Origin of the sequence: Ramlibacter tataouinensis TTB310 (assembly GCF_000215705.1) — a bacterium.
GTDB classification, from domain to species: Bacteria; Pseudomonadota; Gammaproteobacteria; order Burkholderiales; family Burkholderiaceae_C; genus Ramlibacter; species Ramlibacter tataouinensis.
In genome coordinates, this window is record NC_015677.1 from 2,301,474 (window position 1) to 2,324,519 (window position 23,046).

Consider the following 23,046-nt stretch of genomic DNA (forward strand, 5'->3'; position numbering starts at 1 on the left):
GGCCATGGCCGGCCAAGATGACGGGGTTCCCCTGTTGCCGTGGCCCATGCCCGCCCTGCCCCGCCTGCCCTTCCTTCGCCCGCGCCGCAGGCCGCCTTCGCGGCTGGCGGCCGCCTTGTGGCTGTGGTGCGTGACGGGCCTGGGCGGCGTTGCCGCGGCGGCGCCCGGCGCGCACTGGGCCACGCGCCTGCCGGCCGAACTGGCGGCGGTCGATGCGCGCCACCGGGGCCAGATCGGCGTGCACGTGCGCGACCTGCAGACCGGGGTGCGGGTCAACCACCACGCCGACCAGGACTGGTACATCGCCTCCATGGTCAAGGTGCCGGTGGCCATCGCGGTGCTGCGCGGGGTGGAGGCCGGGCTGTTCACGCTGGACACGCCGCTGCGCCTGCGCGCGGCCGACTACGTGGACGGCGCCGGCGCGACCAACGGCCATCCCGTCGCGACGCCGCTGCCCATCCGCTTCCTGATGGAGCAGATGATCATCCACAGCGACAACACGGCCAGCGACATGCTGATCGAGCTGGTGGGCCTGCCGCAGGTGAATGCCCTGGTGCGCTCGCTGGTGCCGCAGGGCTTCGGCCGCATCACCACGCTGGCCGAGGTGCGCCGGCAGGTCTATGGCCAGCTCACGCCACAGGCATGGCAGCTCACCGGGGCCGACATGCTGCGGCTGCACCAGCAGCGCGATGAGCGCGACCGGCTGCAGCTGCTGTCGCAGATCACCGAGGTGCCGGTGCTGGCGTTCAAGCGCAAGTCGCTCGACGCGGCCTATGCCGCCTATTACGCGGGCGGCCTCAACTCCGCGCGGCTCGATGCCTACGGGCAGCTGCTGGCGCTGCTGGCGCAGGGCGGCGCCCTCGGCCCCGACGCCACCGCCTACCTGCTGGGCCTGATGGAGCGTGTCGCCACCGGGCCGAACCGGATCAGGGCCGGCCTGCCGGCTGATGCTCGCTTCGCCCACAAGACCGGCACGCAGCGCCAGCGGGTGTGCGACGCCGGGCTGGTGCGCATGCCGCACCCCGGCGCGGGCGCCGGCGCGGTGGTGGTGGCCTGCGTGCGCGGCGAAGCGTCGCTGGCGCGCTCCGAGGCCGCGCTGCGCGACGTGGGCGAGGCGCTCTGCCGCTCCGGCCTCTTCAACAACGATCCGGGAGACAACCATGCTTCGTCCTGTCCTGCGCCGCGTCTGGAGCGCCTGCCTGCTGCCGCTGGTGCTGCTGAGCGCGCCCTGGGCGCGCGCGAGTGACTGGCAGGCCGAGCTGCGCCAGCGCATCGAGCGCATCGACCGCGATACCCCCGGACAGCTGGGCGTGTACGTCAGGCGCCTGGACACCGGCGAGACCTTCGGCCATGGCGCCGACAAGCCCTGGTACCTGGGCTCGGCGGTGAAGGTGCCGGTCGCCATCGCCGTGCTGCGGCAGGTGGATGCCGGCAAGCTCGCGATGGACAGCCGGGTCACGCTGAAGGAAACCGACAAGATCGACGGCCCGGGCGAGCTGGTCTGGACCGCGCCGGAGGCCAGCTACACCATCGATTCGCTGCTCACCCGCATGCTGGGCGTGAGCGACAACACGGCGGCCAACATGCTGATCCGCACCGTGGGCGAGGATGCGTTGAACCAGGTGGCGGCCGACCTGCTGGGCCCGGGCTTCAAGCGCATCACCACGCTGACCCAGGTGCGGCGCGACGTCTACGCGCAGCTGCATCCCGACACCCGCAAGCTGAGCAATCAGCAGCTGGTGCGGATCGCCGGCGCGGACATGGGCCCGGAGCGCGTGGAGGCAGTGCGCCGCGCGCTGGACATGCCGGCTTCCGCCCTGCAGGCCAAGACCATGGCCCAGGCCTATGACCGCTTCTACGAGAACAACCTCAACCATGCGACGCTGGAAGGCTACGGCCGCATGCTGGAGCGGCTGGTGCGCGGCCAGCTGCTCAGCCCGCGCAGCACCGAGCGCCTGTTCGGCTACATGAAGTTCGGCCGCCGCGGCGACTACCGGCTGGAAGGCGGCATCCCCAGGAGCGAGCCCATCATCCACAAGACCGGCACGCAGTACCGCCGGGCCTGCCACATGGCGGTGGTCAACCCGCAGGCTGGCGGCGCCAAGGCCATCGTCGTGGCCACCTGCGCCGCCGACATGGACGACGTGCGCGAGGCCGGCGGCATCTTCCGCCAGGTCGGCGAGGCCGTGAGCAGGACCATGCTGGCCGGAGCGATGCGTTAGGAGCGCTATGCAAACCGATCCTTTCCTGCGCAAGGACGACGACGGCGGCGTGCCGGCCCGCTGGAAGCTGGTCGGCCCGGGCCTGGTGGTGGCGGCGACCGGCGTGGGCGCGGCCGATATGGTGGCCACGCTGCTGGCGGGCTCGCGCTACGGCTACGGGCTGCTATGGGCCGTGGTGCTGGGCGTCATCCTGAAGATCATCCTGGTCGAGGGCGCGGGCCGCTACACGCTGGCCACCGGCAAGACCATCTTCGAGGGCTGGCGCTCGCTGGGCCGCTGGACGAGCTGGTACTTCGGGCCCTACATCATGGTCTGGGGCTTCGTGTACGGCGCCACCGCCATGTCCTCGTCGGCCCTGCCGCTGGCCGCGCTGTTCCCGGGCGTGGACCTGAAGGTCTGGTCGGTGCTGATGGGCCTGGCCGGCTTCGTCATGGTCTGGTTCGGCCATTACGCGCTGTTCGAGAAGATCACGGCGATGCTGGTGGGCATGATGTTCGTGACCGTGGTGGGCCTGGCGGTGATCGCCGCGCCCAACGTCCCGGACATGCTCGCCGGCCTGGTGCCGCGCCTGCCGGCCGGCGGCGTGCTGTACACGCTGGCGCTGGCCGGCGGCGTGGGCGGCACCATCACCCTGGCCGCCTACGGCTACTGGCTGCGCGAGAAAGGCTGGTACACGCCCAAGTGGATGCGGGTCATGCGCATCGACAACGCCATGGCCTACGTGATCACCGGCATCTTCGTCGTCGCCATGCTGATCGTGGGCGCCGAGGTGGTGCGCAGCGCGGGCGTGGCGCTCAGCGCCGGCGACGAGGGCCTGCTCGACCTGACCGCCGTGCTGACCGAGCGCTATGGCCGGGTGGTGGGCACCGGCTTCCTGGTCGGCTTCTGGGCGGCGGCCTTCTCCTCCATCCTGGGGGTGTGGAACGGCGTGTCGCTGATGTTCGCGGACTTCTGGGGCCATGTGCGCGGCCTGCCCGCGGGGCACCCGGACACGCGCGTGGGCGGCAAGTACTTCAGGTTCTACGTGCTGTGGCTGACCTTCCCGCCCATGGTGCTGTTCCTGCTGGAGCGGCCGATCGCACTGATCCTGGCGTATGGCGTGCTCGGCTCGCTGTTCATGCCCTTCCTGGCGATTACGCTGCTGGGCCTGCTCAATGGCCGGCGCGCGCCCAAGGGCTGGGCCAACACGCCGCTGACCAACGTGCTGCTCGGCATCACCGCGGTGCTGTTCATCGTATTGGGCATCCAGCAGTTGCTGAAGGAACTGGGCCCGCTGATCGGAGCCTGAGGGTTCAAGTTGCAATCAGACACGAAACAACAGTTCCGATACAAATGTCGCGTCAGCCGCGGCCTACATATGGTCGCGCTTTCAACCCATCGTGGCTGAACCGTGGGTTCTCAACAATGCCTTCAGGCGTCTGTGACACGCCCGGAGTACAGAAGGCATGCGTAGTATCGACAAGCAGCAATTGAGAAGCGCCCGGCCCCGCGCCCTGGCGATGTCGGCCCTGGCGACGATGTGCCTGGCCGCGTGCGGCGGCGGAGGGGGCGGCGGCGCGGACGCTGCCTCGGCACAGGGTGCGATGTCCTCGCCTTCCGGCACCACGGCCTCGGCCGCCGCGCCGGTCCAGGCGGTGGGCCCGATCACGACCGGCCCGCAGGCGCAGCGTATCAACGGCACCACAGCCGGCAACCAGGTGGGCTCGGCCATCGCCCGGCTGGCCAGCGGCGGCCATGTGGTCGCCTGGAACTCGCAGGCCGTGGACGGGACCACTGCGGTGTGCGCCCAGCGCTACGCCGCCGACGGTCAGGCCGCGGGAGCGCAGGCCTGCATCCCCACCCGCGGGGCCACCACCAACATCAAGCCCGCCGTCGCGGCGCTGGCCGACGGCGGCCATGTCATCGCCTGGGTGGTGCGCGACGACGGCGGCAGCCAGACCGGCGTGCGGACCCAGCGTTACGACGCCAATGGCACGCCGGCGGGCGCCGAGCAGAAGGTCAACCTTCGCAGCGGCGACGAGCTGTACCCGGTGGCTGCCGCGGGGCTGGCGGGTGGCGGCTACGTGATCGCCTGGAAGTCCACGACCTCCGACATCCTGGTGCGGCGCTTCGACGCGGCGGGCATGCCCCAGGGCGAGGAGCAGCGGGCCAATGCCTTCCTCAGCCGCACGGGCGGCAGCCGGTACTCGCCTGCCGTGGCCAGCCTGGCCGATGGCGGCTGGGTGGTGGGCTGGAGCTCGCAGTTCCAGGACGGCGCCTCGGGGTCGGCCATCTACGTCCAGCGCTTCGGCGCCGATGGCGCGCCTGCGGGCAGCGAGACCCGCGTGTCGGACCCGGCCCAGAACGGCGTGAACCCCGCGCTGGCGCCCCTGGCGGGCGGCGGTTACCTGCTCACCTGGCAGTCCGGTGAACGCGTGCTGGCCCAGCGCTTCGCCACCGACGGCGCCGCGCAGGATGCGGCCACGCCGGTGGATGCGAGCGAGGTGGCGGCCGACTGCTACCAGCGCCATGCGCCGACCAGCTGCCGCATCACGCAACGCACGCCGGCACTGGCCGTGCTCGAGGACGGCAGTTACGTGATCACCTGGAATGCCGGGCCGGGCAACTACCTGTACGCGCGGCGCTTCTCGGCCCAGGGCGGCGCGCTGGGCGCGGTGACGCAGCTGGCCGATGGCCAGGGGCCGGCCGTGGCGGCCACGGGTGCGGGCGGCTTCATGGTCTCCTGGCACGCCTGGGACCTCGATGGCGACATGGGCGGCATCTACGGCCGGCGCTTCGACGCCAGCGCCGCCCGGTGAAGGTGCGGTGACGGCGTTATCGCCTGACCGCGCTCAGGAATGCTTGAGCCATACGCCGTCGTCGCGGCGGCAGGCCGTGCCGCTGGCGCGCTTCCAGCCCAGCGCCGTCTGCTGCTCGAAGGTGTACGGACGGCAGAAGCGCCCCTGGTTCTGCGTGACCTGGCCGGGCACCACCGCGTAGGGGCCGGCGTCGGTGGCCCACTGCACGCGCCGGCCGGGCGGCGCGAACTCCAGCACCTGGCCAACGCAGGCCTGGTTGTTGGCGTCCATGCGCCGGCCGATCTCGCCGCCCACCAGCACGCCCGCCACGGCGCCACCCACGGTGGCCAGCACGCGGCCGTCGCCGCTGCCGATCTGGTTGCCCAGCACGCCGCCGACGATGCCGCCCAGCACATGGCCCACGGTCTGACTCTGGCAGCGGGACACCCCGGAGGCCGGCACGTCGGGCGCCCGCTGCGGCGCATACACCGGCGCGCCCTGCTGCACCACGATCCAGGGCGGGTAGACCACGGCGGGCGCCGCATGCACGGCGACCGGACGCGCGCCCTTGCACTTGCGCTCCTCCTTGAAGTCGCCGTTCTTCTCCCACTTGCGTTCGATCTTGCAGTTGCCCTCCCAGAACTCTTCCTTGTGTTCCTTGTGTTCCTTGTGCTTGTGGTGCCCGTGCTTGTGGCCCCGACCGCGGCGGTCGTCATCGTCATCGTCGTCGGCCAGGGTCGGGGCGGAGACGAGCACCGCCAGGGCGGACAGCAGCAGCGGGAGGAATCGGCGTGGGCGCATGGCTTTACTGCAGAGTTGAGAAACTGAGCTTTTAACGCAAACCCGGGGGCCCGGACGCGCGGGAACAGGGCTGCAGCCCTTTGTTACCGCCCGGCGATGCGCCCAGCCAACAGCCTCCATAATCGCGGCCCATGGCCGAGGCGCGTGCCCAGTACTGGCTGATGAAGTCCGAGCCCGATGAGGTCTCGGTGGACGACGCGCTCGCGGCCCTGCAATCGACGGTGCCCTGGACCGGCGTGCGCAACTACCAGGCCCGCAACTTCATGCGCGACGCCATGCGCATCGGCGACGGCGTCCTGTTCTACCACTCCAGCTGCGCCGAGCCGGGCATCGTGGGCCTCGCGCGGGTGGCCTCCGCGCCCTACCCCGACCCCACGCAGTTCGACCCGGCCTCGCCCTACTTCGATCCGGCTTCCAAGCAGGAATCGCCGCGCTGGATGCTGGTGGACGTGCAGGTGACCAGGAAGACGCGCAACCTCACCCTGCCCGAGATGCGGTCCATCCCGCAGCTGGCCGGCATGCTGGTGCTCAAGAAGGGCAACCGGCTGTCGATCACGCCGGTGGAACCCGGGCACTGGCGGCTGATCGTGGAGCTGCTGGGCGCCTGAACACGCGGGCAAAAGAAAAGCCGCCCGAAGGCGGCTTTTCATGCGCGGCGGCGCACTTACTGGCCGTCGGTGGAGATTTCCTCCGGCTCCGGCCGCGGCTTGCCCTCTTTCTTGGGCAGCGGCTGGATGTCCAGCAACACCTCGTCCTTCTCGTCCAGGTCCACCGTCAGGCGGCCCCCGTCGGTCAGGCGGCCGAACAGCAGCTCGTCGGCCAGCGCCCGGCGGATGGTGTCCTGGATCAGGCGCTGCATCGGGCGGGCACCCATCAGCGGATCGAAGCCCTTCTTGGCCAGGTGCTTGCGCAGCTTGTCGGTGAAGGTGACTTCCACCTTCTTCTCGGCCAGCTGCTGCTCCAGCACCAGCAGGAACTTGTCGACCACGCGCAGGATGACCTGCTCGTCCAGCGCCTTGAAGCTCACGATGGCATCCAGGCGGTTGCGGAACTCGGGCGTGAACAGGCGCTTGATGTCGGCCATCTCGTCGCCCGCCTCGCGCGGGTTGGTGAAGCCGATGGTCGCCTTGTTCATGGTCTCGGCCCCCGCGTTGGTCGTCATGACGATGATGACGTTGCGGAAGTCGGCCTTGCGCCCGTTGTTGTCTGTCAGCGTGCCGTGGTCCATCACCTGCAGCAGCACGTTGAAGATGTCAGGGTGCGCCTTCTCGATCTCGTCGAGCAGCAGCACCGAGTGCGGCTTCTTGGTGATGGCCTCGGTCAGCAGGCCGCCCTGGTCGAAGCCCACGTAGCCGGGAGGCGCGCCGATCAGGCGGCTCACGGCATGACGCTCCATGTACTCCGACATGTCGAAGCGGATCAGGTCGATGCCCATGATGTAGGCCAGCTGCTTGGCGGCCTCGGTCTTGCCGACGCCGGTGGGGCCGCTGAACAGGAACGCGCCGATCGGCTTGTCGCCCTTGCCCAGGCCCGAGCGGGCCATCTTCACGGACGCCGCCAGCACCTCGAGCGCCTTGTCCTGGCCGAACACCACGCTCTTGAGGTCGCGCTCGATGTTCTGCAGCTTGCCGCGGTCGTCGTTGGACACGTTGGCCGGCGGGATGCGGGCGATCTTGGCCACGATCTCCTCGACCTCGGCCTTGGAGATGGTCTTCTTGCGCTTGCTCACCGGCAGGATGCGCTGGGCCGCGCCGGCCTCGTCGATCACGTCGATGGCCTTGTCCGGCAGGTGCCGGTCGTTGATGTACTTGGCACTGAGCTCGGCCGCCGCCTGCAGGGCGTTGGCCGCGTACTTGACGCTGTGGTGCTCCTCGAAGCGCGACTTCAGGCCCTTGAGGATCTCCACCGTCTGCTCGACGCTGGGCTCGACCACGTCCACCTTCTGGAAGCGCCGCGACAGCGCCGCGTCTTTCTCGAAGATGCCGCGGTACTCGGTGAACGTGGTCGCGCCGATGCACTTGAGCTGGCCGCTGGACAGCGCCGGCTTGAGCAGGTTGGACGCGTCCAGCGTGCCGCCCGAGGCCGCGCCGGCCCCGATCAGGGTGTGGATCTCGTCGATGAACAGCACCGCGTTGGGCTTGTCCTTGAGCGACTTGAGCACGCCCTTGAGGCGCTGCTCGAAGTCGCCGCGGTACTTGGTGCCCGCCAGCAGCGCGCCCATGTCCAGCGAGTACACGTTGGACTCGGCCAGGATCTCGGGCACGTCCTTCTGGACGATGCGCCAGGCCAGGCCCTCGGCGATGGCGGTCTTGCCCACCCCGGCCTCACCCACCAGCAGGGGGTTGTTCTTGCGGCGGCGGCACAGGATCTGGATCACGCGCTCGACCTCGTACTCGCGGCCGATCAGCGGATCGATCTTGCCGTCCTTGGCCTGCTGGTTCAGGTTGACGGTGAACTGCTCGAGCGGGGAAGCCTTCTCGTTCTTCTCGCCGCCCTCCTCGCCCTCGCCGGACGAGGATTCGCCGCTCTTGGCGGGCTCGGGCGGGTCGCTCTTCTTGATGCCGTGGGCAATGAAGTTGACCACGTCCAGCCGCGTGACGCCCTGCTGGTGCAGGTAGTACACGGCATGCGAGTCCTTTTCGCCGAAGATGGCTACCAGCACGTTGGCGCCGGTGACTTCCTTCTTGCCGTTGCCGGTGCTCTGCACATGCATGATGGCGCGCTGGATCACGCGCTGGAAGCCCAGGGTGGGCTGGGTGTCCACGTCATCGGTGCCGGCGACCTGGGGGGTGTTGTCCTTGATGAAGTTGGACAGCGACTTGCGCAGGTCGTCGATGTTGGCCGAGCATGCCCGGAGCACTTCCGCCGCGCTGGGGTTGTCCAGCAGGGCGAGCAGCAGGTGTTCCACGGTGATGAACTCGTGGCGCTGCTGGCGCGCCTCCACGAATGCCATATGGAGGCTGACTTCCAATTCCTGGGCAATCATGAGATTTCCTTTGCCTTGCTTGATTGCTGACTCTGACTCACTCTAATCCCGTTGATGGTTCGACCGCGATTTACTCGGCCGGTTCACTTACGCACTGAAGGGGATGCCCTGCCTGGCGAGCAGCCTCCTGCACCTGCTCGACCTTGGTGGCCGCCACGTCCCTCGAGTAGACGCCGCAGATGCCTTTGCCGTCCAGGTGGATCTTCAACATGATCTGCGTGGCCGTCTCCCGGTCCTTGTTGAAGAACTCCTGGATGACCACGACCACGAATTCCATGGGCGTGTAGTCGTCGTTGAGCATGACGACCTGGTACATCTGCGGGGGCTTGGTCTTCTGGGTCCGACGCTCGAGCACCACCGACCCGCCATCGTCGTCCGCCGGCCGCGTCTTGGGCGCAACCGGGGCAGGGGTGGGGGTTTTGCTGGCCATGAAATTCATTCTATCGAGCGTGCCGGCGGGCGTCCCGTGCGTGTGAGATGGCGACACATCACCCACATTCAAGCCGCCATCGGCACCCTGCAGCCCATTCTGGCATCACTGCGCAGCCGGCCAACCATTCGCGGCGCCAAAGTCACGGCCAGACGGGGGTACGTGAAAATGTTGACAGCTCATCCCTGTATCCGGGACACTGTTACAACTAGTAGAGGAAGAGAGAGAGAGGGGTCAAGCAATGGCGACGGGTACGGTCAAGTGGTTCAATGATGCCAAGGGCTTCGGGTTCATCGAGCCCGACGGCGGCGGAGCAGATGTTTTCGCGCATTTCTCCGCCATCACCATGGAGGGATTCAAGACACTCAAGCAGGGCTCGCGCGTGACCTTCGAGGTCACCGAAGGCCCCAAGGGCCAGCTGGCGCAGAACATCCAGACCGAAGGCGGCGGCGCGGCGGCTGCCCAACCGGCAGCAGCCCTTGCCCGCGCGCCCCGCCAGCCCAAGGTGCGGGCCCCCCAGTTCCACGCCGCCGGCCAGCCCGACCTGCACTGAGTCGCACGCCCAGGAAGAAAGCCGCCCTCGGGCGGCTTTCTTCTCTCAGCAGGCGCTGGCCCGGCTCACATGTTCTCGATCATCACCTGGCCGAAGCCCGAGCAGCTGACCTGCGTGGCGCCGTCCATCAGGCGGGCGAAGTCGTAGGTGACCTTCTTGCTGAGGATGGACTTCTCCATCGAGCTGATGATCAGGTCGGCCGCCTGGGTCCAGCCCATGTGGCGCAGCATCATCTCGGCCGAGAGGATCTCGGAGCCCGGGTTGACGTAGTCCTTGCCCGCGTACTTGGGCGCGGTGCCGTGGGTGGCCTCGAACATGGCCACCGAGTCGCTCATGTTGGCGCCGGGGGCGATGCCGATGCCGCCCACCTGGGCCGCCAGCGCGTCGGACACGTAGTCGCCATTGAGGTTGAGCGTGGCGATCACGCTGTACTCGGCCGGGCGCAGCAGGATCTGCTGCAGGAAGGCGTCGGCGATCGAGTCCTTGACCACGATGTCCTTGCCGGTCTTGGGATTCTTGAACTTGCACCACGGGCCGCCGTCGATCAGCTGGGCGCCGAACTCCTTCTGGGCCAGGGCATAGCCCCAGTCGCGGAAGCCCCCCTCGGTGAACTTCATGATGTTGCCCTTGTGCACCAGGGTCACGTTGGGCTTGTCGTTGTCGATGGCGTACTGGATGGCCTTGCGCACCAGGCGTTCGGTGCCCTCGCGCGAGACCGGCTTGACGCCGATGCCCGAGGTCTTGGGGAAGCGGATCTTCTTGACGCCGAATTCGTCCTGCAGGATCTTGATGAGCTTCTTGGCCTTCTCGCTCTCGGCCTCGAACTCGATGCCGGCGTAGATGTCCTCGGAGTTCTCGCGGAAGATGACCATGTTGGTCTTCTCCGGCTCCTTCAGCGGCGAGGGCACGCCCTTGAAGTACTGGATGGGCCGCAGGCAGACGTACAGGTCCAGCTCCTGGCGCAGCGCGACGTTGAGCGAGCGGATGCCGCCGCCCACCGGCGTGGTCAGCGGGCCCTTGATGGACACCACGTAGTCGCGCACGGCGTGCAACGTCTCCTCCGGCAGCCAGACGTCGGGGCCGTACACGCGGGTGGACTTCTCGCCGGCGTAGACCTCCATCCAGTGGATCTTCTTCTTGCCGCCGTAGGCCTTGGCCACCGCGGCGTCCACCACCTTCAGCATCACCGGCGTGATGTCCATGCCGGTGCCGTCGCCTTCGATGTACGGGATGACGGGCTCGTCCGGCACATTGAGCGACATGTCGGCATTGACGGTGATTTTCTGGCCCTGGCTGGGCACCTTGATGTGCTGGTACATGGGAAAAAGCGTCTCCGGAGGGGTGGGTAACGTGGCGCGCGCGGCGCGGGAAAACCCTGGAATTCTAGCGGTGATCGCACCCAGGCTCCCGGCGCGGCCGGCGGCTGTCAACCGGCGCGGCGGCTGCGGCGTTTCCAGGGTACTTCCCGGCCCCGGGGGGTATTCATCAGTCATCATCTAAAAGGACTCCTGACATGAACAAGCTGCTCGCCGCCCTGGTTGCCAGCCTCTTCGCCACCGGCTCTTTCGCCGCCGCCCACGCCGGCGCCCCGATGGCTGGCGCTTCGGCCCCCAAGGCCGAGGCGAAGGCCGAGAAGAAGGAAGCCAAGGCCACCGCCAAGGCCGAGAAGAAGACCGCCGCCGCCAAGGCCGATGCCAAGGCCGCCAAGAAGACCGCCGCGGCCGAGAAGAAAGAAGAAGCCGCCAAGAAGTAATCCGGCTGGCTCCATGGCAATGCCCGCTTCGGCGGGCATTTCCTTTTATTGGCCACAATGCTGCAGATGAAGACCCTGCTGCTCGCCCTCACCACCGCGACACTGGCGTTTGCCCCGGCCTGGGCGCAAACGCAGGAACCCCAGCTGAACTTGCCGCGCGCCAAGCTGTCGGCCGGCATGCACCAGATCGACGCCCAGGTCGCCGGCACGCCCGGCCAGCGCGCCACCGGCCTCATGTGGCGCCGGGAGATGCCCCAGCACGAAGGCATGCTGTTCGTCTTCGACCAGCCTTCCGTCCAGTGCTTCTGGATGATGAACACCCTGATCCCGCTGAGCGCGGCCTTCCTGGCCGACGACGGCAGCATCGTCAACGTGGCCGACATGCAGGCGCGCAGCCCCGAGTCCCATTGCTCGGCCAAGCCGGTGCGCTACGTGCTCGAGATGAACCAGGGCTGGTTCGCCAAGAAGGGCCTCAAGCCCGGCGACAAGCTCAGCGGCGGCCCCTTCGCGCGGCGATAGCCGCGCCGCGGGCCGTCAGCCGAAGTTCTTGGCCGCGAAGTCCCAGTTCGCCAGCTTGTCGAGGAAGGTCTCGACGAACTTGGGGCGCAGGTTGCGGTAGTCGATGTAGTAGGCGTGCTCCCAGACGTCGACCGTCAGCAGCGGCTTGTCCTGGGTGGTCAGCGGCGTGCCGGCGGCGCCCATGTTGACGATGTCCACGCTGCCGTCGGGCTTCTTGACCAGCCAGGTCCAGCCCGAACCGAAGTTGCCCACGGCCGACTTGACGAAGGCCTCGCGGAAGGCGGCGTAGCTGCCCCACTTCTTGTTGATGGCCTCGGCCAGGGCGCCCCTGGGCTCGCCGCCGCCAGCCGGCTTCATGCAATTCCAGAAGAAGGTGTGGTTCCAGATCTGCGCGGCGTTGTTGTAGATGCCGCCCGAGGACTTCTTGATGATGTCCTCCAGGGGCAGGTTCTCGAACTCGGTGCCCTTCTGCAGGTTGTTGAGGTTCACCACGTAGGCGTTGTGGTGCTTGCCATGGTGGTATTCCAGCGTTTCCCGCGAGTAGTGCGGCGCGAGGGAATCGATCGGGAAAGGAAGCGGCGGCAGGGTGTGTTCCATGGGGTTCCTCGTGGTTGTTGCTCTGGGGAGGCGGTCGATTCTAGGCACTAAATCAGGCGGGGCGGCGCGACGGTCAGATCGACCTCACCGTCGGCCAGGCGGGCGCGCAGCGCCTCGCCGGTGCGCACCTGTGCCGCGCTGCTGACCACTTCGCCGCCCATCCGCGTCAGCAGCGCATAGCCACGGCGCAGCACCAGCCGCGGGTCCATCAGCTCCAGCCGAAGCTGGGCGCGGCCAAGCTCCTGGCCGGCCTGCGCCAGCCGGTCCTGCACGGCGCGCTGGAGCGCGTCCTGCCCTTCTTCGGCAGCGCCCGCGGCCTCGCGCAACCGGCGCTCCAGCGCATGCCGCAGACGCAGCGCCTGGCGCTCCAGCCGCTGGTGCTGGCTCGCGGCGCGGGCCGACGGCCGGCCCAGGCGGCCGGCGGCCGCATCCAGGCGCTGGCTGGCCACATCGAAGCGCCGCGTGACGACGTCGCGCAGGCGCTGCTGCAGGCGCGCCAGGTCGCCCAGCCAGGCGTCACGCGGCTGGGCCGCCAGCTCGGCGGCGGCGGTGGGCGTGGGCGCACGCAGGTCGGCGCAGAAATCGGCGATGGTGAAATCGGTCTCGTGGCCCACGCCGCTGACCAGCGGCACCGGGCTGGCCACGACGGTACGCGCCAGCTGCTCGTCGTTGAAGGCCCACAGGTCCTCCAGCGAGCCGCCGCCGCGCACCAGCAGGATCACGTCGAGCTCGCCGGTTGCGGCGCGGGCGTACAGCGCCCGCAGCGCGGCCACCAGCTCGGCCGGCGCCTGCGCGCCCTGCACCGCCGCCGGCGCGAGCACCACCGGCACATGGGCGGCGCGCCGCCGCAGGGCGGTCACCACGTCGTGCAGCGCCGCCGCGCCCAGCGAAGTCACCAGCCCGATGCCGCGCGGCAGGGCCGGCAGTGGCCGCTTGCGGCCCGCATCGAACAGGCCCTCGGCTTCCAGCCTCGCCTTGAGCCGCAGGAACTGCTCGAACAAGGCGCCCTGCCCGGCCCGCGACAGGCTCTCGACGATCAGCTGCAGGTCGCCGCGCGGCTCGTAGACGTCCAGGCGGCCCCGCACCTCGACCACGTCGCCGTCCCGCGGCAGGAACTCCAGCAGCGAGGCGGCACGGCGGAACATGGCGCAGCGCAGCTGGCCGCTGGCGTCCTTGAGCGTGAAGTAGCAATGCCCGCTGGGGGCGCGCGAGAAGCCCGAAACCTCGCCGCGGACCGCGACCGGGTTGAACCTGGCGTCCAGAGACTCAGCAATGGCGCGGCAAAGTGCGCCAACCTGCCAGGTGCGCGGCGCCAATGCTGGGCTCTGGACCTCAGGCATCAGCAACTATGCGGCTTGGCGCCGTATCGGCTGCGGCAACAGTCCACAGCTGACCAAGACATCCCTCTTTCCCATTACAAGCCCGTTCAAATGCAGTTGTCACCGCGTAACTCATTGATTCAGAACGCGTTTTTTCTGCTCAAATTGTCATCGATTTGTCACGGCGCAGCAGGGATGCGGCTTTCCGGGGCTCCAGGGGGCGGTTCTGCACAAAGTTATCCACACAAAATGTGGGTCAGTTCCTACAGTCGAGCGTTCTCGTCCTACAGCGACAAGGGCTACACGCATAATCGCCCCCCAGCAGTACGCAAGCCCCCGGAGAACCCCCTTGTTTTCGATCATACAAGCCGCAGGCTGGCCGATCTGGCCGCTGATCGCCTGCTCCATCCTGGCCCTGGCGCTGGTCATCGAGCGCTTCGTCAGCCTGAAGACCGCCAAGGTCGCCCCACCCCGGTTATTGGACGAGGCGCTGGCCGTCTCGCGCAGCGCGGTGCCCACGCCCGACGTGGTCCGGCAGCTGGAGCAGAACTCCGCACTGGGCGAGGTCCTGGCCAGCGGGTTCCGGGCGCTGAACTCGGACCCGCGCTGCAGCGAGGAGAACCTGCGCGCCTCCATGGAAGGCGCGGGCCGCGCCGTTGCCCACCGTCTGGAGCGCTACCTCAGCGCACTGGCCACGATCGCCTCGGCCGCCCCCCTGCTGGGCCTGCTGGGCACCGTGATCGGGATGATCGAGATCTTCGGCTCGCAGGCGCCCGGCGCATCCACCGGAGGCAACCCGGCGCAGCTGGCGCACGGCATCTCGATCGCGCTGTACAACACCGCCTTCGGCCTGATGGTGGCCATCCCGGCGCTGATCTTCTGGCGCTACTTCCGCGCCCGCGTCGACGGCTACCTGCTGTCGCTGGAACTGGCGTCCGAGCGCTTCGTGCGCCACCTGAACACGTTGCGGCGCTAGACCATGAGCCCCCACGCTTGTCACTTCGTGTACTGCGCTGCCCCCCGAGGGGGCTGGCCCTCCTTGGGGCGGCCCTGCGGAGGTCCGGCATGAACTTCCGTCCGCGCGCCAAGGAAGAGCCGGAGATCAACCTGATCCCGTTCATCGACGTGCTGCTGGTGGTGCTGATCTTCCTGATGCTGTCCACCACCTACAGCAAGTTCACCGAGCTGCAGCTGCGGCTGCCGGTGGCCGACGCCGACGCCCAGCGCGACTACCCCCGCGAGGTGATCGTGGGCATCGCCGGCGACGGCCGCTACACCGTCAACCGCAGCCCGGTCTCCGGCCGCAGCGTCGAGGCGATGTCGGCGGCCCTGACCACGGCAGCGGTCGCGGGCAGGGACAGCGTCGTCATCATCAGCGCCGATGCGGCCTCGCCCCACCAGGCGGTCATCACCGTGCTCGAGGCCGCCCGGCGCTCGGGCCTGAACCAGGTCACCTTCGCCGCGCAGTCCTCCGCCACCGGCGGAAAGCCGTAGGTGGCCGCGGCGGCGCTGCAGCGCGCCTGGCGCGGCCGCGGCCCGCTGGCGTGCCTGCTGTGGCCGCTGTCGCTGCTGTTCGGCATGCTGGCCGCCCTGCGCCGCGCGGCCTACCGCCGGGGCTGGCGGCGCACCGAAGATGCCGGCATCCCCGTCATCGTGATCGGCAACGTGCTGACCGGCGGCGCCGGCAAGACACCGGTGGTCATGGCGGTGGTCGAGCACCTGCGCGCCGCCGGGCTGCGGCCGGGCGTGATCTCCCGCGGCTATGGGCGGCACTCACGCGGCACGCGCGAGGTCCATGCCGACTCGCCGCCCGGAGAGGTCGGTGACGAGCCGCTGCTGATCGCGCGCCGCTGCGGCGTGCCGGTGTTCGTCGCCGAACGGCGCATGGCCGCGGCACGCGCCCTGCGCGCCGCCCATCCCGCCACCCAGGTGCTGGTGTGCGACGACGGCCTGCAGCACCTGGGCCTGGCGCGCGACGTGGAGGTCTGCGTGTTCGACGAACGCGGCACCGGCAACGGCTGGCTGCTGCCGGCCGGTCCGCTGCGCGAGCGCTGGCCGCGGCCGGTGGACCTGGTGCTGCGGCCCGCCGGGGTGCCCATCGAGGGCTTCGGCCTGCAGCGCCGGCTGGCCGACGAGGCCGTGCGCGCCGACGGCACGCGCCGTCCCCTGGAGGCCCTGCGCGAGACGCCCTGCATCGCACTGGCGGGCATCGCCAAGCCCGAGGCTTTCTTCGCCATGCTGCGCGAGCGCGGCCTGGCACCGGTGCGGACCGTCGCCCTGCCCGACCACGACGATTTCGCCGGCTGGCAGCCCGGCGCGCACGCCGGCCACAGCCTGCTCTGCACCGAGAAAGACGCGGTGAAGCTGTGGCGGCACCGGCCCGATGCCTGGGCCGTGCCGCTGGCGCTGGCCATCGAGCCGGCGTTCTGGTCGCGGCTCGATTCGCTGCTGGCGCCAAAGCTATCATCCCCGCATGGATCCCAAACTGCTTGAGTTGCTGGTCTGCCCGGTCACCAAGGGCTTCCTCGACTACGACCGCAACCGGCAGGAGCTGCTGTCGCGCGCCGCGCGGCTGGCCTACCCGATCCGCGACGGCATCCCCATCCTGCTGGAAGAACAGGCCCGCCCCTTGAGCGACGAGGAGCTGGAGCGGCTGCCCAAGCGCACGCCCCTGGTGTAGTGCCGGCGATGAGCTACACCGTCCTGATCCCCGCGCGGCTGGCTTCCACCCGCCTGCCCGACAAGCCGCTGGCCGACATCGCCGGCCGGCCCATGGTGGTGCGGGTGGCCGAGCGCGCGCAGCGCAGCGGCGCGAGCCGCGTGGTGGTGGCGGCGGACAGCCCAGCCATCGCGCAGGCCTGCCGGGCGCACGGTATCGAAGCCGTGATGACCCGTCCCGACCATCCGTCCGGCAGCGACCGGCTGGCCGAGGCCTGCCAGCAGCTGGGACTGGCCGAGGACAGCACGGTGGTCAACGTGCAGGGCGACGAGCCGCTGATCGACCCGGCCCTGATCGATGCGGTGGCGGCCCTGCTGGCGCAGCGCCCCGAGGCCGCCATGAGCACGGCGGCGCATGCCATCGACGCGGTCGCCGATTTCGGCAACCCGAACGTGGTGAAGGTGGTGACCGATGCGCGCGGCCTGGCGCTGTACTTCAGCCGGGCACCCATCGCCTGGTGGCGCGACGGCTTCGCCGCGGGCATCGAGCAGCTGCCGCAGCCGCGCCCGCTGCGGCACATCGGCATCTACGGCTACCGCGCCGGCTTCCTGCAGGCTTTCCCGCGCTTGCCGCAGGCACCGATCGAGCAGCTGGAGGCGCTGGAGCAGCTGCGTGCGCTGTGGCACGGCCACCGCATCGCGGTGCACCTGTCGGCGCACGCCCCGGGGCCGGGCGTCGACACGCCCGAGGACCTGCAGCGCGTGCGCGCCCTGTTCGCCGCCGGCGCGGCGTAAGCATCTCCCGCAGGGTCACATGCTATCCTCGGCGCGAGAGGCTGCGGGGGCCGCGCGAAGCCCGAACGTATAGATCCGAGGACACCATGAGACTGATTCTGTTGGGCGCACCCGGGGCGGGCAAGGGCACGCAGGCCGCGTTCATCTGCCAGAAGTACGGCATCCCGCAGATCTCCACCGGCGACATGCTGCGCGCCGCGGTGAAGGCCGGCACGCCGCTCGGACTGGCAGCCAAGAAGGTCATGGACTCGGGCGCCCTGGTGGGCGACGACATCATCATCGGCCTGGTCAAGGAGCGCCTGGCCCAGCCCGATTGCGCCAAGGGCTTCCTGTTCGACGGCTTCCCGCGCACCCTCCCGCAGGCCGACGCCATGAAGGACGCCGGCGTCAAGCTGGACTACGTGCTGGAGATCGACGTGCCCTTCGAGGCCATCGTCGAGCGCATGAGCGGCCGCCGCTCGCACCCGGGTTCGGGCCGCACCTACCACGTCAAGTTCAACCCGCCCAAGGTCGCGGGCCTGGATGACGTCACCGGCGAGCCGCTGATCCAGCGCGAAGACGACAAGGAAGAGACGGTGCTCAAGCGGCTGCAGGTCTACGCCTCGCAGACCCGCCCGCTGGTCGACTACTACGCCAACTGGGCCAAGGCCGACCCGCTGAACGCGCCCAGGTACCGCGCCATCAGCGGCGTGGGCACCGTGGAAGAGATCACCGCCCGCGCCCTGGCGGCGCTGTCCAGCTGAATCCATAGGGTTCTTCCAGCGGCCACCGCGGAACCGGCTTTGCCGGGCCGCTGGTGGCGCCCTTGAGGGGAGGCGGCCGCAGGCCGCTTCGGGGTGGGCCCATCACGCTGGGCTGGAGCGCAGGCCGTAGGTCTTGCCGTCCACGAACAGGTACTCGGCGCGCAGCACCGGATCGCCCTTCTCTTCCTTGAAGGTAAAGCCCAGCACGCCCACGGTCGCGCCCGGCTTGATCTCGGCCACCTTCCAGGCCTCCATGCGTGTCAGGGGCGCCAGCTCCACCTCCCAGCGCGCGTCCTTGCGCGTGGGCACCACCGCCCGCGACAGCAGGGCCTTGCCATCCACCGGCGCGCTCTGCGGCGGCAGCGGCCGCGAGGCCAGGTCGGCCGGCACGCGCAGGTTGGACGCGATGTCCAGCTCCAGCTCGGCATGCGGGTTCTGCCAGCGCACCCGCGACACCTTGCCTTCCAGCCACACCGGGCGGTCCTGGTCGAAACTGCTCCAGCCATGGTGGGCCAGGGCCAGGCCGGGCACGGCGACGCCGGCAAGCACGAGGGTGCGACGTTTCATCGGGGTTCTCTCCTGTGGTGGTTCATTGGTACGCGATCCAGCGCCCGCAGCCGATGACGGCCAGCCACAGCGCGGTGGACAGCAGCATGGACAGCCGCGCCGCCGCGTCCAGCCGCCGCAGCGAGCCGCGCGCATGGAACCAGGCGGCATTCAACCCCGCGGCGAATAACAGCGCCATCTTGAGGGTGAAGGCGCGGTTGGCCAGCAGCTCGGCCGGTTGGGTGGCGAACATCAGCAGCCCGGTGGCCGCGGCCAGGCAGAAGCCGGTGAGCGCCAGGCCCAGGCTCAACCGCGCCAGCTCGGCCGCCGGCAACGCGGCACCGCGGCCGAAGACCCGCAGCTCCAGCAGCACCAGGTTGCCGAACAGCAGCGCGATCCCGGCGATGTGCAACACCTCCAGCGCCGGGTAGGCCCAGGGATGGGACTGCAGGCCGGCCAGCATCAGGCGCGCTCGGCCAGCAGCCGCAGCAGCAGTTCGATGCGCGCCTTGACAGGCGACAGGCCCTCCGCGTGCGGCAGCACGTCACCGCCATGCGGCAGCACGCGCCCGAACACGCAGCGCGTGGCCCGCAGCACGCGCACCCCGCGTTCCTGGGCCTGCAACAGGGCCGCCTCCAGGCCGCGGCTGAGCGTGCCGTTGCCGGTACCGGCGGCGACGATGCCGTCCACGCCGTGAGCCAGCAGGGCGCGTACGATGCCGCCGTCCGCACCCGCATGGTTGAACACGATCTCCACGCGCGGCCAGGCCTGTGCCGCGGCGATGAGGTTCATGGCCGCCGGCCCCTCCTTCGCGCCGGCCGCGGGCCAGTCGCGCAGCAGCCGCAGGCGGCCTTCCTCCACCAGGCCCGCCGGCCCGGCCTCGCCCGAGGTGAAGGCATCCAGCCGGTAGCTGTGCTGCTTGCTGACGTCCGGCGCGGCGTGGACCACGCCCGCGCACACGGCCACCACGCCGGTCGCGCCCGGCGCCCGCGCGACGGTCACGGCGTCCAGCAGGTTCTGCGGCCCGTCGGCCATCAGGGCGGTGGCCGGGCGCATGGCGCAGGTCAGCACCACCGGCTTGGCCGGCGCCAGCACCCGGTGCAGCAGGAAGGCCGTTTCCTCCAGCGTGTCGGTGCCGTGGGTGATGACCAGGCCCTGCACGTCGGGCTGGTCCAGCCAGTGCCTGCAGCGCAGCACCAGCTGCTGCCAGGTCGTGAAGTCCATGTCCTTGCTGTCCAGCTGGGCGACCTGCTCGCAGGCGAGCGGCACGCCGGCCAGGGCCGGCACGGCGGCCACCAGCGCCTCCACCCCCAGCTGCGCGGCGGTGTAGCCCAGGTGGTCGCCAGGCGCCGCGGCGGTGCCCGCAATGGTGCCGCCGGTGCCCAGCACCACGATTTTCTGCGGCATCACTTGCACGCCTTTCCAAACTGGTTAAAAATACAGCTACTGGATATCAAAACAGTCCCACCCGCGCCACCACCCTTTGGAGGCCCCATGATCGACACGCCCAAGCTCACCGCCCGCCAGCAACAGATTCTGGACCTGATCCAGAGCGCCATCGCCCGCACCGGCGCCCCGCCGACCCGGGCCGAGATCGCCGCCGAGCTGGGCTTCAAGTCGGCCAACGCCGCCGAGGAACACCTGCAGGCCCTGGCCCGCAAGGGCGTGATCGAGCTGGTCAGCGGCACCTCCCGCGGCATCCGCCTCCAGGGCGAGACGCTGCGCTCCATCCACGAGTCGCGCATCAAGCAGTTCTCGCTGCCGCTGCAAAGCCTGGCGCAGCTGGCGCTGCCCCTGGTCGGCCGGGTCGCGGCCGGCTCGCCGATTCTGGCGCAGGAACACGTGGACCAGACCTACTACGTCGAGAGCAGCCTGTTCCAGCGCCGGCCCGACTACCTGCTCAAGGTGCGCGGCATGTCCATGCGCGACGCCGGCATCATGGACGGCGACCTGCTGGCCGTGCAGGCCACCAAGGATGCCAAGAACGGCCAGATCATCGTGGCCCGCCTGGGCGACGAGGTCACGGTCAAGCGCTTCCGCCGCAACAAGCACCTGATCGAGCTGCACCCCGAGAACCCGGACTACCCCACCATCGTGGTCGAGCCCGGCGAGCCGTTCGAGATCGAGGGCCTGGCCGTCGGCCTGATCCGCAACACCATGCTGATGTAGCGCCTTCGCGGGCCGCGCAGGTGGCGGGCGTATGGCGTGGTGCCATCACCCTGCGCGGTTTCTCGCTTCACGCAATCCTGCCTGTGTTGACACCTCTGTCGTCTGGAGAAATCACATGGCAATCGCACTGCTTCACTTCACCGCCCTGCTGGCGCCTTTGCACCAGCTGGCCGGCTGGTTCTTCGGGGACGGCCCGGCCGTGGCCCGGCACCGCCCCGCTTCCCTGCGTCCCCATGGGGTGGCGCCGGTGCGGTCGGTCCACGGCATGCGCGCCCAGCGCGCGTGCCGTCCGCTGCGCGTGGTTCGCGTGGTGGAGGCGCATCGGCCCGTCGGCGCCGGCCGGATGGTCATCTCGGGCCGCATGGCCGATGTCTGCGCCGAACTCGATCGCCTGGCCGAGCTGGAAGCCAGGCACTGAAGCTCAGGCCTTGCCCATGAGGTAGTCGCCCTTGCCCAGCTCCACGCCGTTGTGCCGCAGGATGGCATAGGCGGTGGTCACGTGGAAGAAGAAGTTGGGCAGCACCCAGTGCTTGAGGTAGGCCTCGGCCTTCATGGTGCGGGTGGCCTCGCGGCCCACCGGGAAGGTGATCTCCTTGTCCTCGGTGCCATCGAGCTTGCCGGCCGGCACGGTGGCCAGCCAGTCCAGCGTCTTCTGGATGCGCGCCTTCAGCTCGGGGAAGGTGCTCTCGTTGTCCTCGAAGCGCGGCGCCTCCATGCCGGAGATGCGGGCCACGCCGTTCTTGGCGGCGTCGCAGGCGATCAGCACCTGGCGCGTGAAGGGCAGCATGTCGGGCGCGAGCCGGAAGGTGGTCAGGGCCGCCGCGTCGAACTTGCGCACTTCGGCGTGCGCCTGCCCCTTGTCCAGGAGGTGGGCCAGGTTGGCCAGCATGGTCTTGAAGATCGGCAGGCTGGCCGACGACATGGAGATGCTCATTGCGTTTCGCCTCGGGTAGAACTGAAGCGGCGAATGCTAATGCCTGCGCGCGAGCCGTGCAGGAGGCCTCGCGGCGCGAGGCACAATCGCCCCATGAACATCGTGATCCTCGACGACTACCAGGATGCGGTGCGCAAGCTGCGCTGCGCCGCCAAGCTCGAGGCCTATCCCGCGAAGGTTTACACCAATACCGTCAAGGGCATCGGCCAGCTGTCGGTGCGGCTGCGCGATGCGGACGCCATCGTCCTGATCCGCGAGCGCACCCACATCAATCGCCAGCTGGTGGAGAAGCTGCCCCGGCTCAGGCTGATCTCGCAGACCGGCCGCGCCGGGCCGCACATCGACATCGATGCCTGCACCGAGCGCGGCATCGTGGTCACCGAGGGAGCCGGCTCCCCGGTGGCGCCGGCCGAGCTGACCTGGGCACTGATCATGGCCGCCATGCGCCGGCTGCCGCAGTACATCCAGACCCTCAAGCACGGCGGCTGGCAGCAGTCGGGCATGAAATCCGGCTCCATGCCGGCCAACTTCGGCGTCGGCATGGCGCTGCGCGGCAAGACGCTGGGCGTCTGGGGCTACGGCAAGATCGGCCAGCTGGTGGCGGGCTATGGCCGGGCCTTCGGCATGCGCGTGCTGGTGTGGGGCCGCGAGGGTTCGCGCTCGCGGGCCCAGGCCGACGGCCACACGGTCGCCGAAAGCCGCGAGCAGCTGTTCGCCGAGAGCGACGTGCTCAGCCTGCACCTGCGCCTGAACCCGGAAACCGCCGGCATCGTGCGGCTGGACGATTTCAGCCGCATGAAGCCCACCTCGCTGTTCGTCAACACCTCGCGCGCCGAGCTGGTCGAGCAGGACGCGCTGCTGGCCGGTCTCAGCCGCGGCCGCCCCGGCATGGCGGCGGTGGACGTGTTCGAGAGCGAGCCCATCCTGCAGGGCCATGCGCTGCTGCGCCTGGAAAACTGCATCTGCACGCCGCACATCGGCTACGTGGAGCAGGACAGCTACGAGCTGTACTTCGGCACGGCATTCGACAACATCGTCAATTTCATCAAGGGCACGCCCACCAACGTGGTCAACCCGGCCGCGCTGCAGTACCGCCGCTAAGGCCTGTCCTCGGATGTTTTGCGGGCGCGCTCCCTGCGGGTTGGGCCCACAAAGGCCGGGCGCCGCGTTGCGCGGTCTTGCCGGGCAGCCAGCCCGGCTGCGCCCACGCGCCTTGCGCGCGGCCTTTGTGGGTCCAACGCGTC

Annotated in this window: 27 protein-coding genes; 17 read left to right on the forward strand and 10 right to left on the reverse strand. The window is 69.5% G+C overall.

All coding sequences use genetic code 11. The features are described 5' to 3' along the window. Positions 1 to 46: 46 nt before the first annotated feature. The 4 genes from RTA_RS11140 (at position 47) to RTA_RS11155 (ending at position 5,020) form a co-directional block, all read left to right on the forward strand. Positions 47 to 1,246: a serine hydrolase gene (locus tag RTA_RS11140; RefSeq protein ID WP_193384799.1), complete on the forward strand. Its 1,200-nt coding sequence runs from the start codon at positions 47 to 49 to the stop codon at positions 1,244 to 1,246. Continuing rightward, positions 1,161 to 2,222, forward strand: coding sequence for a serine hydrolase (locus tag RTA_RS11145; protein WP_013901505.1), 1,062 nt, complete (start codon positions 1,161 to 1,163; stop codon positions 2,220 to 2,222). The genes RTA_RS11140 and RTA_RS11145 overlap by 86 nt, the downstream gene beginning before the upstream one ends. A 7-nt stretch (positions 2,223 to 2,229) precedes the next feature. Continuing rightward, a complete protein-coding gene (locus RTA_RS11150) occupies positions 2,230 to 3,510 on the forward strand; it encodes an Nramp family divalent metal transporter (protein ID WP_013901506.1) in 1,281 nt (426 codons plus the stop codon). Positions 3,511 to 3,667: 157 nt separating this feature from the next. Beyond that, positions 3,668 to 5,020: a hypothetical protein gene (locus tag RTA_RS11155; protein ID WP_013901507.1), complete on the forward strand. Its 1,353-nt coding sequence runs from the start codon at positions 3,668 to 3,670 to the stop codon at positions 5,018 to 5,020. 33 nt (positions 5,021 to 5,053) lie between these two features. On the opposite strand, the gene RTA_RS19785 is transcribed toward RTA_RS11155, so the two are convergent. After that, on the reverse strand, positions 5,054 to 5,800 hold the full coding sequence (locus RTA_RS19785) for a glycine zipper 2TM domain-containing protein (RefSeq protein WP_013901508.1): 747 nt from the start codon (positions 5,798 to 5,800) through the stop codon (positions 5,054 to 5,056). Positions 5,801 to 5,931: 131 nt separating this feature from the next. On the opposite strand from RTA_RS19785, the gene RTA_RS11165 reads away from it, so the two are divergent. Next, positions 5,932 to 6,408 (forward strand): EVE domain-containing protein, encoded by a 477-nt coding sequence (locus RTA_RS11165; protein ID WP_041675384.1) that lies wholly within the window; start codon positions 5,932 to 5,934, stop codon positions 6,406 to 6,408. Between the two features lie 56 nt (positions 6,409 to 6,464). Here the strand turns inward: RTA_RS11165 and clpA are convergent, their stop codons facing one another. Both clpA and clpS read right to left on the reverse strand, forming a co-directional pair. Continuing rightward, positions 6,465 to 8,786: an ATP-dependent Clp protease ATP-binding subunit ClpA gene (clpA, locus tag RTA_RS11170; protein WP_013901510.1), complete on the reverse strand. Its 2,322-nt coding sequence runs from the start codon at positions 8,784 to 8,786 to the stop codon at positions 6,465 to 6,467. A 70-nt stretch (positions 8,787 to 8,856) separates the two neighbouring features. Further along, positions 8,857 to 9,225 (reverse strand): ATP-dependent Clp protease adapter ClpS, encoded by a 369-nt coding sequence (clpS, locus tag RTA_RS11175; RefSeq protein WP_041675386.1) that lies wholly within the window; start codon positions 9,223 to 9,225, stop codon positions 8,857 to 8,859. Positions 9,226 to 9,457: 232 nt separating this feature from the next. On the opposite strand from clpS, the gene RTA_RS21405 reads away from it, so the two are divergent. Then, a complete protein-coding gene (locus tag RTA_RS21405; RefSeq protein WP_013901512.1) occupies positions 9,458 to 9,769 on the forward strand; it encodes a cold-shock protein in 312 nt (103 codons plus the stop codon). Positions 9,770 to 9,834: 65 nt separating this feature from the next. Here the strand turns inward: RTA_RS21405 and icd are convergent, their stop codons facing one another. Further along, positions 9,835 to 11,088 (reverse strand): NADP-dependent isocitrate dehydrogenase, encoded by a 1,254-nt coding sequence (gene icd / locus RTA_RS11185; RefSeq protein WP_013901513.1) that lies wholly within the window; start codon positions 11,086 to 11,088, stop codon positions 9,835 to 9,837. A 194-nt stretch (positions 11,089 to 11,282) separates the two neighbouring features. Here icd and RTA_RS11190 point away from each other — a divergent pair, with 194 nt between their 5' ends. Together RTA_RS11190 and RTA_RS11195 are read left to right on the forward strand one after the other, a co-directional pair. Further along, positions 11,283 to 11,522 carry a hypothetical protein gene (locus tag RTA_RS11190; RefSeq protein WP_013901514.1) on the forward strand — a complete coding sequence of 80 codons (240 nt, stop codon included), beginning with the start codon at positions 11,283 to 11,285 and terminating at the stop codon, positions 11,520 to 11,522. A 66-nt stretch (positions 11,523 to 11,588) separates the two neighbouring features. After that, positions 11,589 to 12,041 (forward strand): DUF192 domain-containing protein, encoded by a 453-nt coding sequence (locus RTA_RS11195; protein WP_041676351.1) that lies wholly within the window; start codon positions 11,589 to 11,591, stop codon positions 12,039 to 12,041. 15 nt (positions 12,042 to 12,056) lie between these two features. Here RTA_RS11195 and RTA_RS11200 read toward each other — a convergent pair whose 3' ends face one another. Together RTA_RS11200 and xseA are read right to left on the reverse strand one after the other, a co-directional pair. Next, positions 12,057 to 12,638 carry a superoxide dismutase gene (locus RTA_RS11200; RefSeq protein WP_013901516.1) on the reverse strand — a complete coding sequence of 194 codons (582 nt, stop codon included), beginning with the start codon at positions 12,636 to 12,638 and terminating at the stop codon, positions 12,057 to 12,059. 47 nt (positions 12,639 to 12,685) lie between these two features. Further along, positions 12,686 to 13,978, reverse strand: coding sequence for an exodeoxyribonuclease VII large subunit (gene xseA, locus RTA_RS11205; RefSeq protein WP_041676352.1), 1,293 nt, complete (start codon positions 13,976 to 13,978; stop codon positions 12,686 to 12,688). Between the two features lie 328 nt (positions 13,979 to 14,306). Between xseA and RTA_RS11210 the strand changes: the two genes are divergently transcribed. The 6 genes from RTA_RS11210 to adk all read left to right on the forward strand — a co-directional run bounded on the left by RTA_RS11210 (position 14,307) and on the right by adk (position 18,153). Further along, entirely contained in the window at positions 14,307 to 14,933 is a 627-nt protein-coding gene (locus RTA_RS11210; protein ID WP_013901518.1) for a MotA/TolQ/ExbB proton channel family protein, read from the forward strand. Between the two features lie 89 nt (positions 14,934 to 15,022). Continuing rightward, complete coding sequence (locus RTA_RS11215) at positions 15,023 to 15,451, forward strand: ExbD/TolR family protein (protein WP_013901519.1); 429 nt, start codon at positions 15,023 to 15,025, stop codon at positions 15,449 to 15,451. Beyond that, entirely contained in the window at positions 15,452 to 16,450 is a 999-nt protein-coding gene (gene lpxK / locus RTA_RS11220) for a tetraacyldisaccharide 4'-kinase (protein WP_013901520.1), read from the forward strand. Further along, a complete protein-coding gene (locus tag RTA_RS11225) occupies positions 16,431 to 16,637 on the forward strand; it encodes a Trm112 family protein (protein WP_013901521.1) in 207 nt (68 codons plus the stop codon). Before lpxK ends, RTA_RS11225 begins: the two co-directional genes overlap by 20 nt. An 8-nt stretch (positions 16,638 to 16,645) precedes the next feature. Then, on the forward strand, positions 16,646 to 17,410 hold the full coding sequence (kdsB, locus tag RTA_RS11230; protein ID WP_013901522.1) for a 3-deoxy-manno-octulosonate cytidylyltransferase: 765 nt from the start codon (positions 16,646 to 16,648) through the stop codon (positions 17,408 to 17,410). 86 nt (positions 17,411 to 17,496) lie between these two features. After that, the gene (gene adk, locus RTA_RS11235) at positions 17,497 to 18,153 is read left to right on the forward strand and encodes an adenylate kinase (protein WP_013901523.1); all 657 of its coding nucleotides are present in this window, start codon (positions 17,497 to 17,499) and stop codon (positions 18,151 to 18,153) included. 102 nt (positions 18,154 to 18,255) lie between these two features. Here adk and RTA_RS11240 read toward each other — a convergent pair whose 3' ends face one another. Genes RTA_RS11240 through RTA_RS11250 form a run of 3 tightly spaced genes read right to left on the reverse strand, consistent with a single transcriptional unit; the run spans position 18,256 to position 20,106 of the window. After that, positions 18,256 to 18,720 carry a DUF6152 family protein gene (locus RTA_RS11240; protein ID WP_013901524.1) on the reverse strand — a complete coding sequence of 155 codons (465 nt, stop codon included), beginning with the start codon at positions 18,718 to 18,720 and terminating at the stop codon, positions 18,256 to 18,258. Positions 18,721 to 18,742: 22 nt separating this feature from the next. After that, entirely contained in the window at positions 18,743 to 19,162 is a 420-nt protein-coding gene (locus RTA_RS11245; protein WP_013901525.1) for a hypothetical protein, read from the reverse strand. Next, positions 19,162 to 20,106, reverse strand: coding sequence for an asparaginase (locus tag RTA_RS11250; protein ID WP_013901526.1), 945 nt, complete (start codon positions 20,104 to 20,106; stop codon positions 19,162 to 19,164). The genes RTA_RS11245 and RTA_RS11250 overlap by 1 nt, the downstream gene beginning before the upstream one ends. A gap of 87 nt (positions 20,107 to 20,193) precedes the next feature. On the opposite strand from RTA_RS11250, the gene lexA reads away from it, so the two are divergent. Continuing rightward, positions 20,194 to 20,868, forward strand: coding sequence for a transcriptional repressor LexA (gene lexA / locus RTA_RS11255; RefSeq protein ID WP_013901527.1), 675 nt, complete (start codon positions 20,194 to 20,196; stop codon positions 20,866 to 20,868). A gap of 115 nt (positions 20,869 to 20,983) precedes the next feature. Then, positions 20,984 to 21,286 (forward strand): hypothetical protein, encoded by a 303-nt coding sequence (locus RTA_RS11260; protein WP_013901528.1) that lies wholly within the window; start codon positions 20,984 to 20,986, stop codon positions 21,284 to 21,286. A 3-nt stretch (positions 21,287 to 21,289) separates the two neighbouring features. Here the strand turns inward: RTA_RS11260 and RTA_RS11265 are convergent, their stop codons facing one another. Then, on the reverse strand, positions 21,290 to 21,802 hold the full coding sequence (locus tag RTA_RS11265; protein ID WP_013901529.1) for a DUF1993 domain-containing protein: 513 nt from the start codon (positions 21,800 to 21,802) through the stop codon (positions 21,290 to 21,292). A gap of 93 nt (positions 21,803 to 21,895) precedes the next feature. Here RTA_RS11265 and RTA_RS11270 point away from each other — a divergent pair, with 93 nt between their 5' ends. After that, positions 21,896 to 22,903 (forward strand): D-2-hydroxyacid dehydrogenase family protein, encoded by a 1,008-nt coding sequence (locus RTA_RS11270; protein ID WP_013901530.1) that lies wholly within the window; start codon positions 21,896 to 21,898, stop codon positions 22,901 to 22,903. The last annotated feature ends 143 nt before the right edge of the window (positions 22,904 to 23,046 follow it).

What these genes read in the sequence shown, in the direction of transcription:
- RTA_RS11140 (WP_193384799.1), top strand. Translation starts at nt 47, where the DNA reads ATGCCCGCCCTGCCCCGCCTGCCCTTCCTTCGCCCGCGCCGCAGGCCG.
- RTA_RS11145 (WP_013901505.1), top strand. Translation starts at nt 1,161, where the DNA reads ATGCTTCGTCCTGTCCTGCGCCGCGTCTGGAGCGCCTGCCTGCTGCCG.
- RTA_RS11150 (WP_013901506.1), top strand. Translation starts at nt 2,230, where the DNA reads ATGCAAACCGATCCTTTCCTGCGCAAGGACGACGACGGCGGCGTGCCG.
- RTA_RS11155 (WP_013901507.1), top strand. Translation starts at nt 3,668, where the DNA reads ATGCGTAGTATCGACAAGCAGCAATTGAGAAGCGCCCGGCCCCGCGCC.
- RTA_RS19785 (WP_013901508.1), bottom strand. Translation starts at nt 5,800, where the DNA reads ATGCGCCCACGCCGATTCCTCCCGCTGCTGCTGTCCGCCCTGGCGGTG.
- RTA_RS11165 (WP_041675384.1), top strand. Translation starts at nt 5,932, where the DNA reads ATGGCCGAGGCGCGTGCCCAGTACTGGCTGATGAAGTCCGAGCCCGAT.
- clpA (WP_013901510.1), bottom strand. Translation starts at nt 8,786, where the DNA reads ATGATTGCCCAGGAATTGGAAGTCAGCCTCCATATGGCATTCGTGGAG.
- clpS (WP_041675386.1), bottom strand. Translation starts at nt 9,225, where the DNA reads ATGAATTTCATGGCCAGCAAAACCCCCACCCCTGCCCCGGTTGCGCCC.
- RTA_RS21405 (WP_013901512.1), top strand. Translation starts at nt 9,458, where the DNA reads ATGGCGACGGGTACGGTCAAGTGGTTCAATGATGCCAAGGGCTTCGGG.
- icd (WP_013901513.1), bottom strand. Translation starts at nt 11,088, where the DNA reads ATGTACCAGCACATCAAGGTGCCCAGCCAGGGCCAGAAAATCACCGTC.
- RTA_RS11190 (WP_013901514.1), top strand. Translation starts at nt 11,283, where the DNA reads ATGAACAAGCTGCTCGCCGCCCTGGTTGCCAGCCTCTTCGCCACCGGC.
- RTA_RS11195 (WP_041676351.1), top strand. Translation starts at nt 11,589, where the DNA reads ATGAAGACCCTGCTGCTCGCCCTCACCACCGCGACACTGGCGTTTGCC.
- RTA_RS11200 (WP_013901516.1), bottom strand. Translation starts at nt 12,638, where the DNA reads ATGGAACACACCCTGCCGCCGCTTCCTTTCCCGATCGATTCCCTCGCG.
- xseA (WP_041676352.1), bottom strand. Translation starts at nt 13,978, where the DNA reads ATGCCTGAGGTCCAGAGCCCAGCATTGGCGCCGCGCACCTGGCAGGTT.
- RTA_RS11215 (WP_013901519.1), top strand. Translation starts at nt 15,023, where the DNA reads ATGAACTTCCGTCCGCGCGCCAAGGAAGAGCCGGAGATCAACCTGATC.
- RTA_RS11225 (WP_013901521.1), top strand. Translation starts at nt 16,431, where the DNA reads ATGGATCCCAAACTGCTTGAGTTGCTGGTCTGCCCGGTCACCAAGGGC.
- kdsB (WP_013901522.1), top strand. Translation starts at nt 16,646, where the DNA reads ATGAGCTACACCGTCCTGATCCCCGCGCGGCTGGCTTCCACCCGCCTG.
- adk (WP_013901523.1), top strand. Translation starts at nt 17,497, where the DNA reads ATGAGACTGATTCTGTTGGGCGCACCCGGGGCGGGCAAGGGCACGCAG.
- RTA_RS11240 (WP_013901524.1), bottom strand. Translation starts at nt 18,720, where the DNA reads ATGAAACGTCGCACCCTCGTGCTTGCCGGCGTCGCCGTGCCCGGCCTG.
- RTA_RS11245 (WP_013901525.1), bottom strand. Translation starts at nt 19,162, where the DNA reads ATGCTGGCCGGCCTGCAGTCCCATCCCTGGGCCTACCCGGCGCTGGAG.
- RTA_RS11250 (WP_013901526.1), bottom strand. Translation starts at nt 20,106, where the DNA reads ATGCCGCAGAAAATCGTGGTGCTGGGCACCGGCGGCACCATTGCGGGC.
- lexA (WP_013901527.1), top strand. Translation starts at nt 20,194, where the DNA reads ATGATCGACACGCCCAAGCTCACCGCCCGCCAGCAACAGATTCTGGAC.
- RTA_RS11260 (WP_013901528.1), top strand. Translation starts at nt 20,984, where the DNA reads ATGGCAATCGCACTGCTTCACTTCACCGCCCTGCTGGCGCCTTTGCAC.
- RTA_RS11265 (WP_013901529.1), bottom strand. Translation starts at nt 21,802, where the DNA reads ATGAGCATCTCCATGTCGTCGGCCAGCCTGCCGATCTTCAAGACCATG.
- RTA_RS11270 (WP_013901530.1), top strand. Translation starts at nt 21,896, where the DNA reads ATGAACATCGTGATCCTCGACGACTACCAGGATGCGGTGCGCAAGCTG.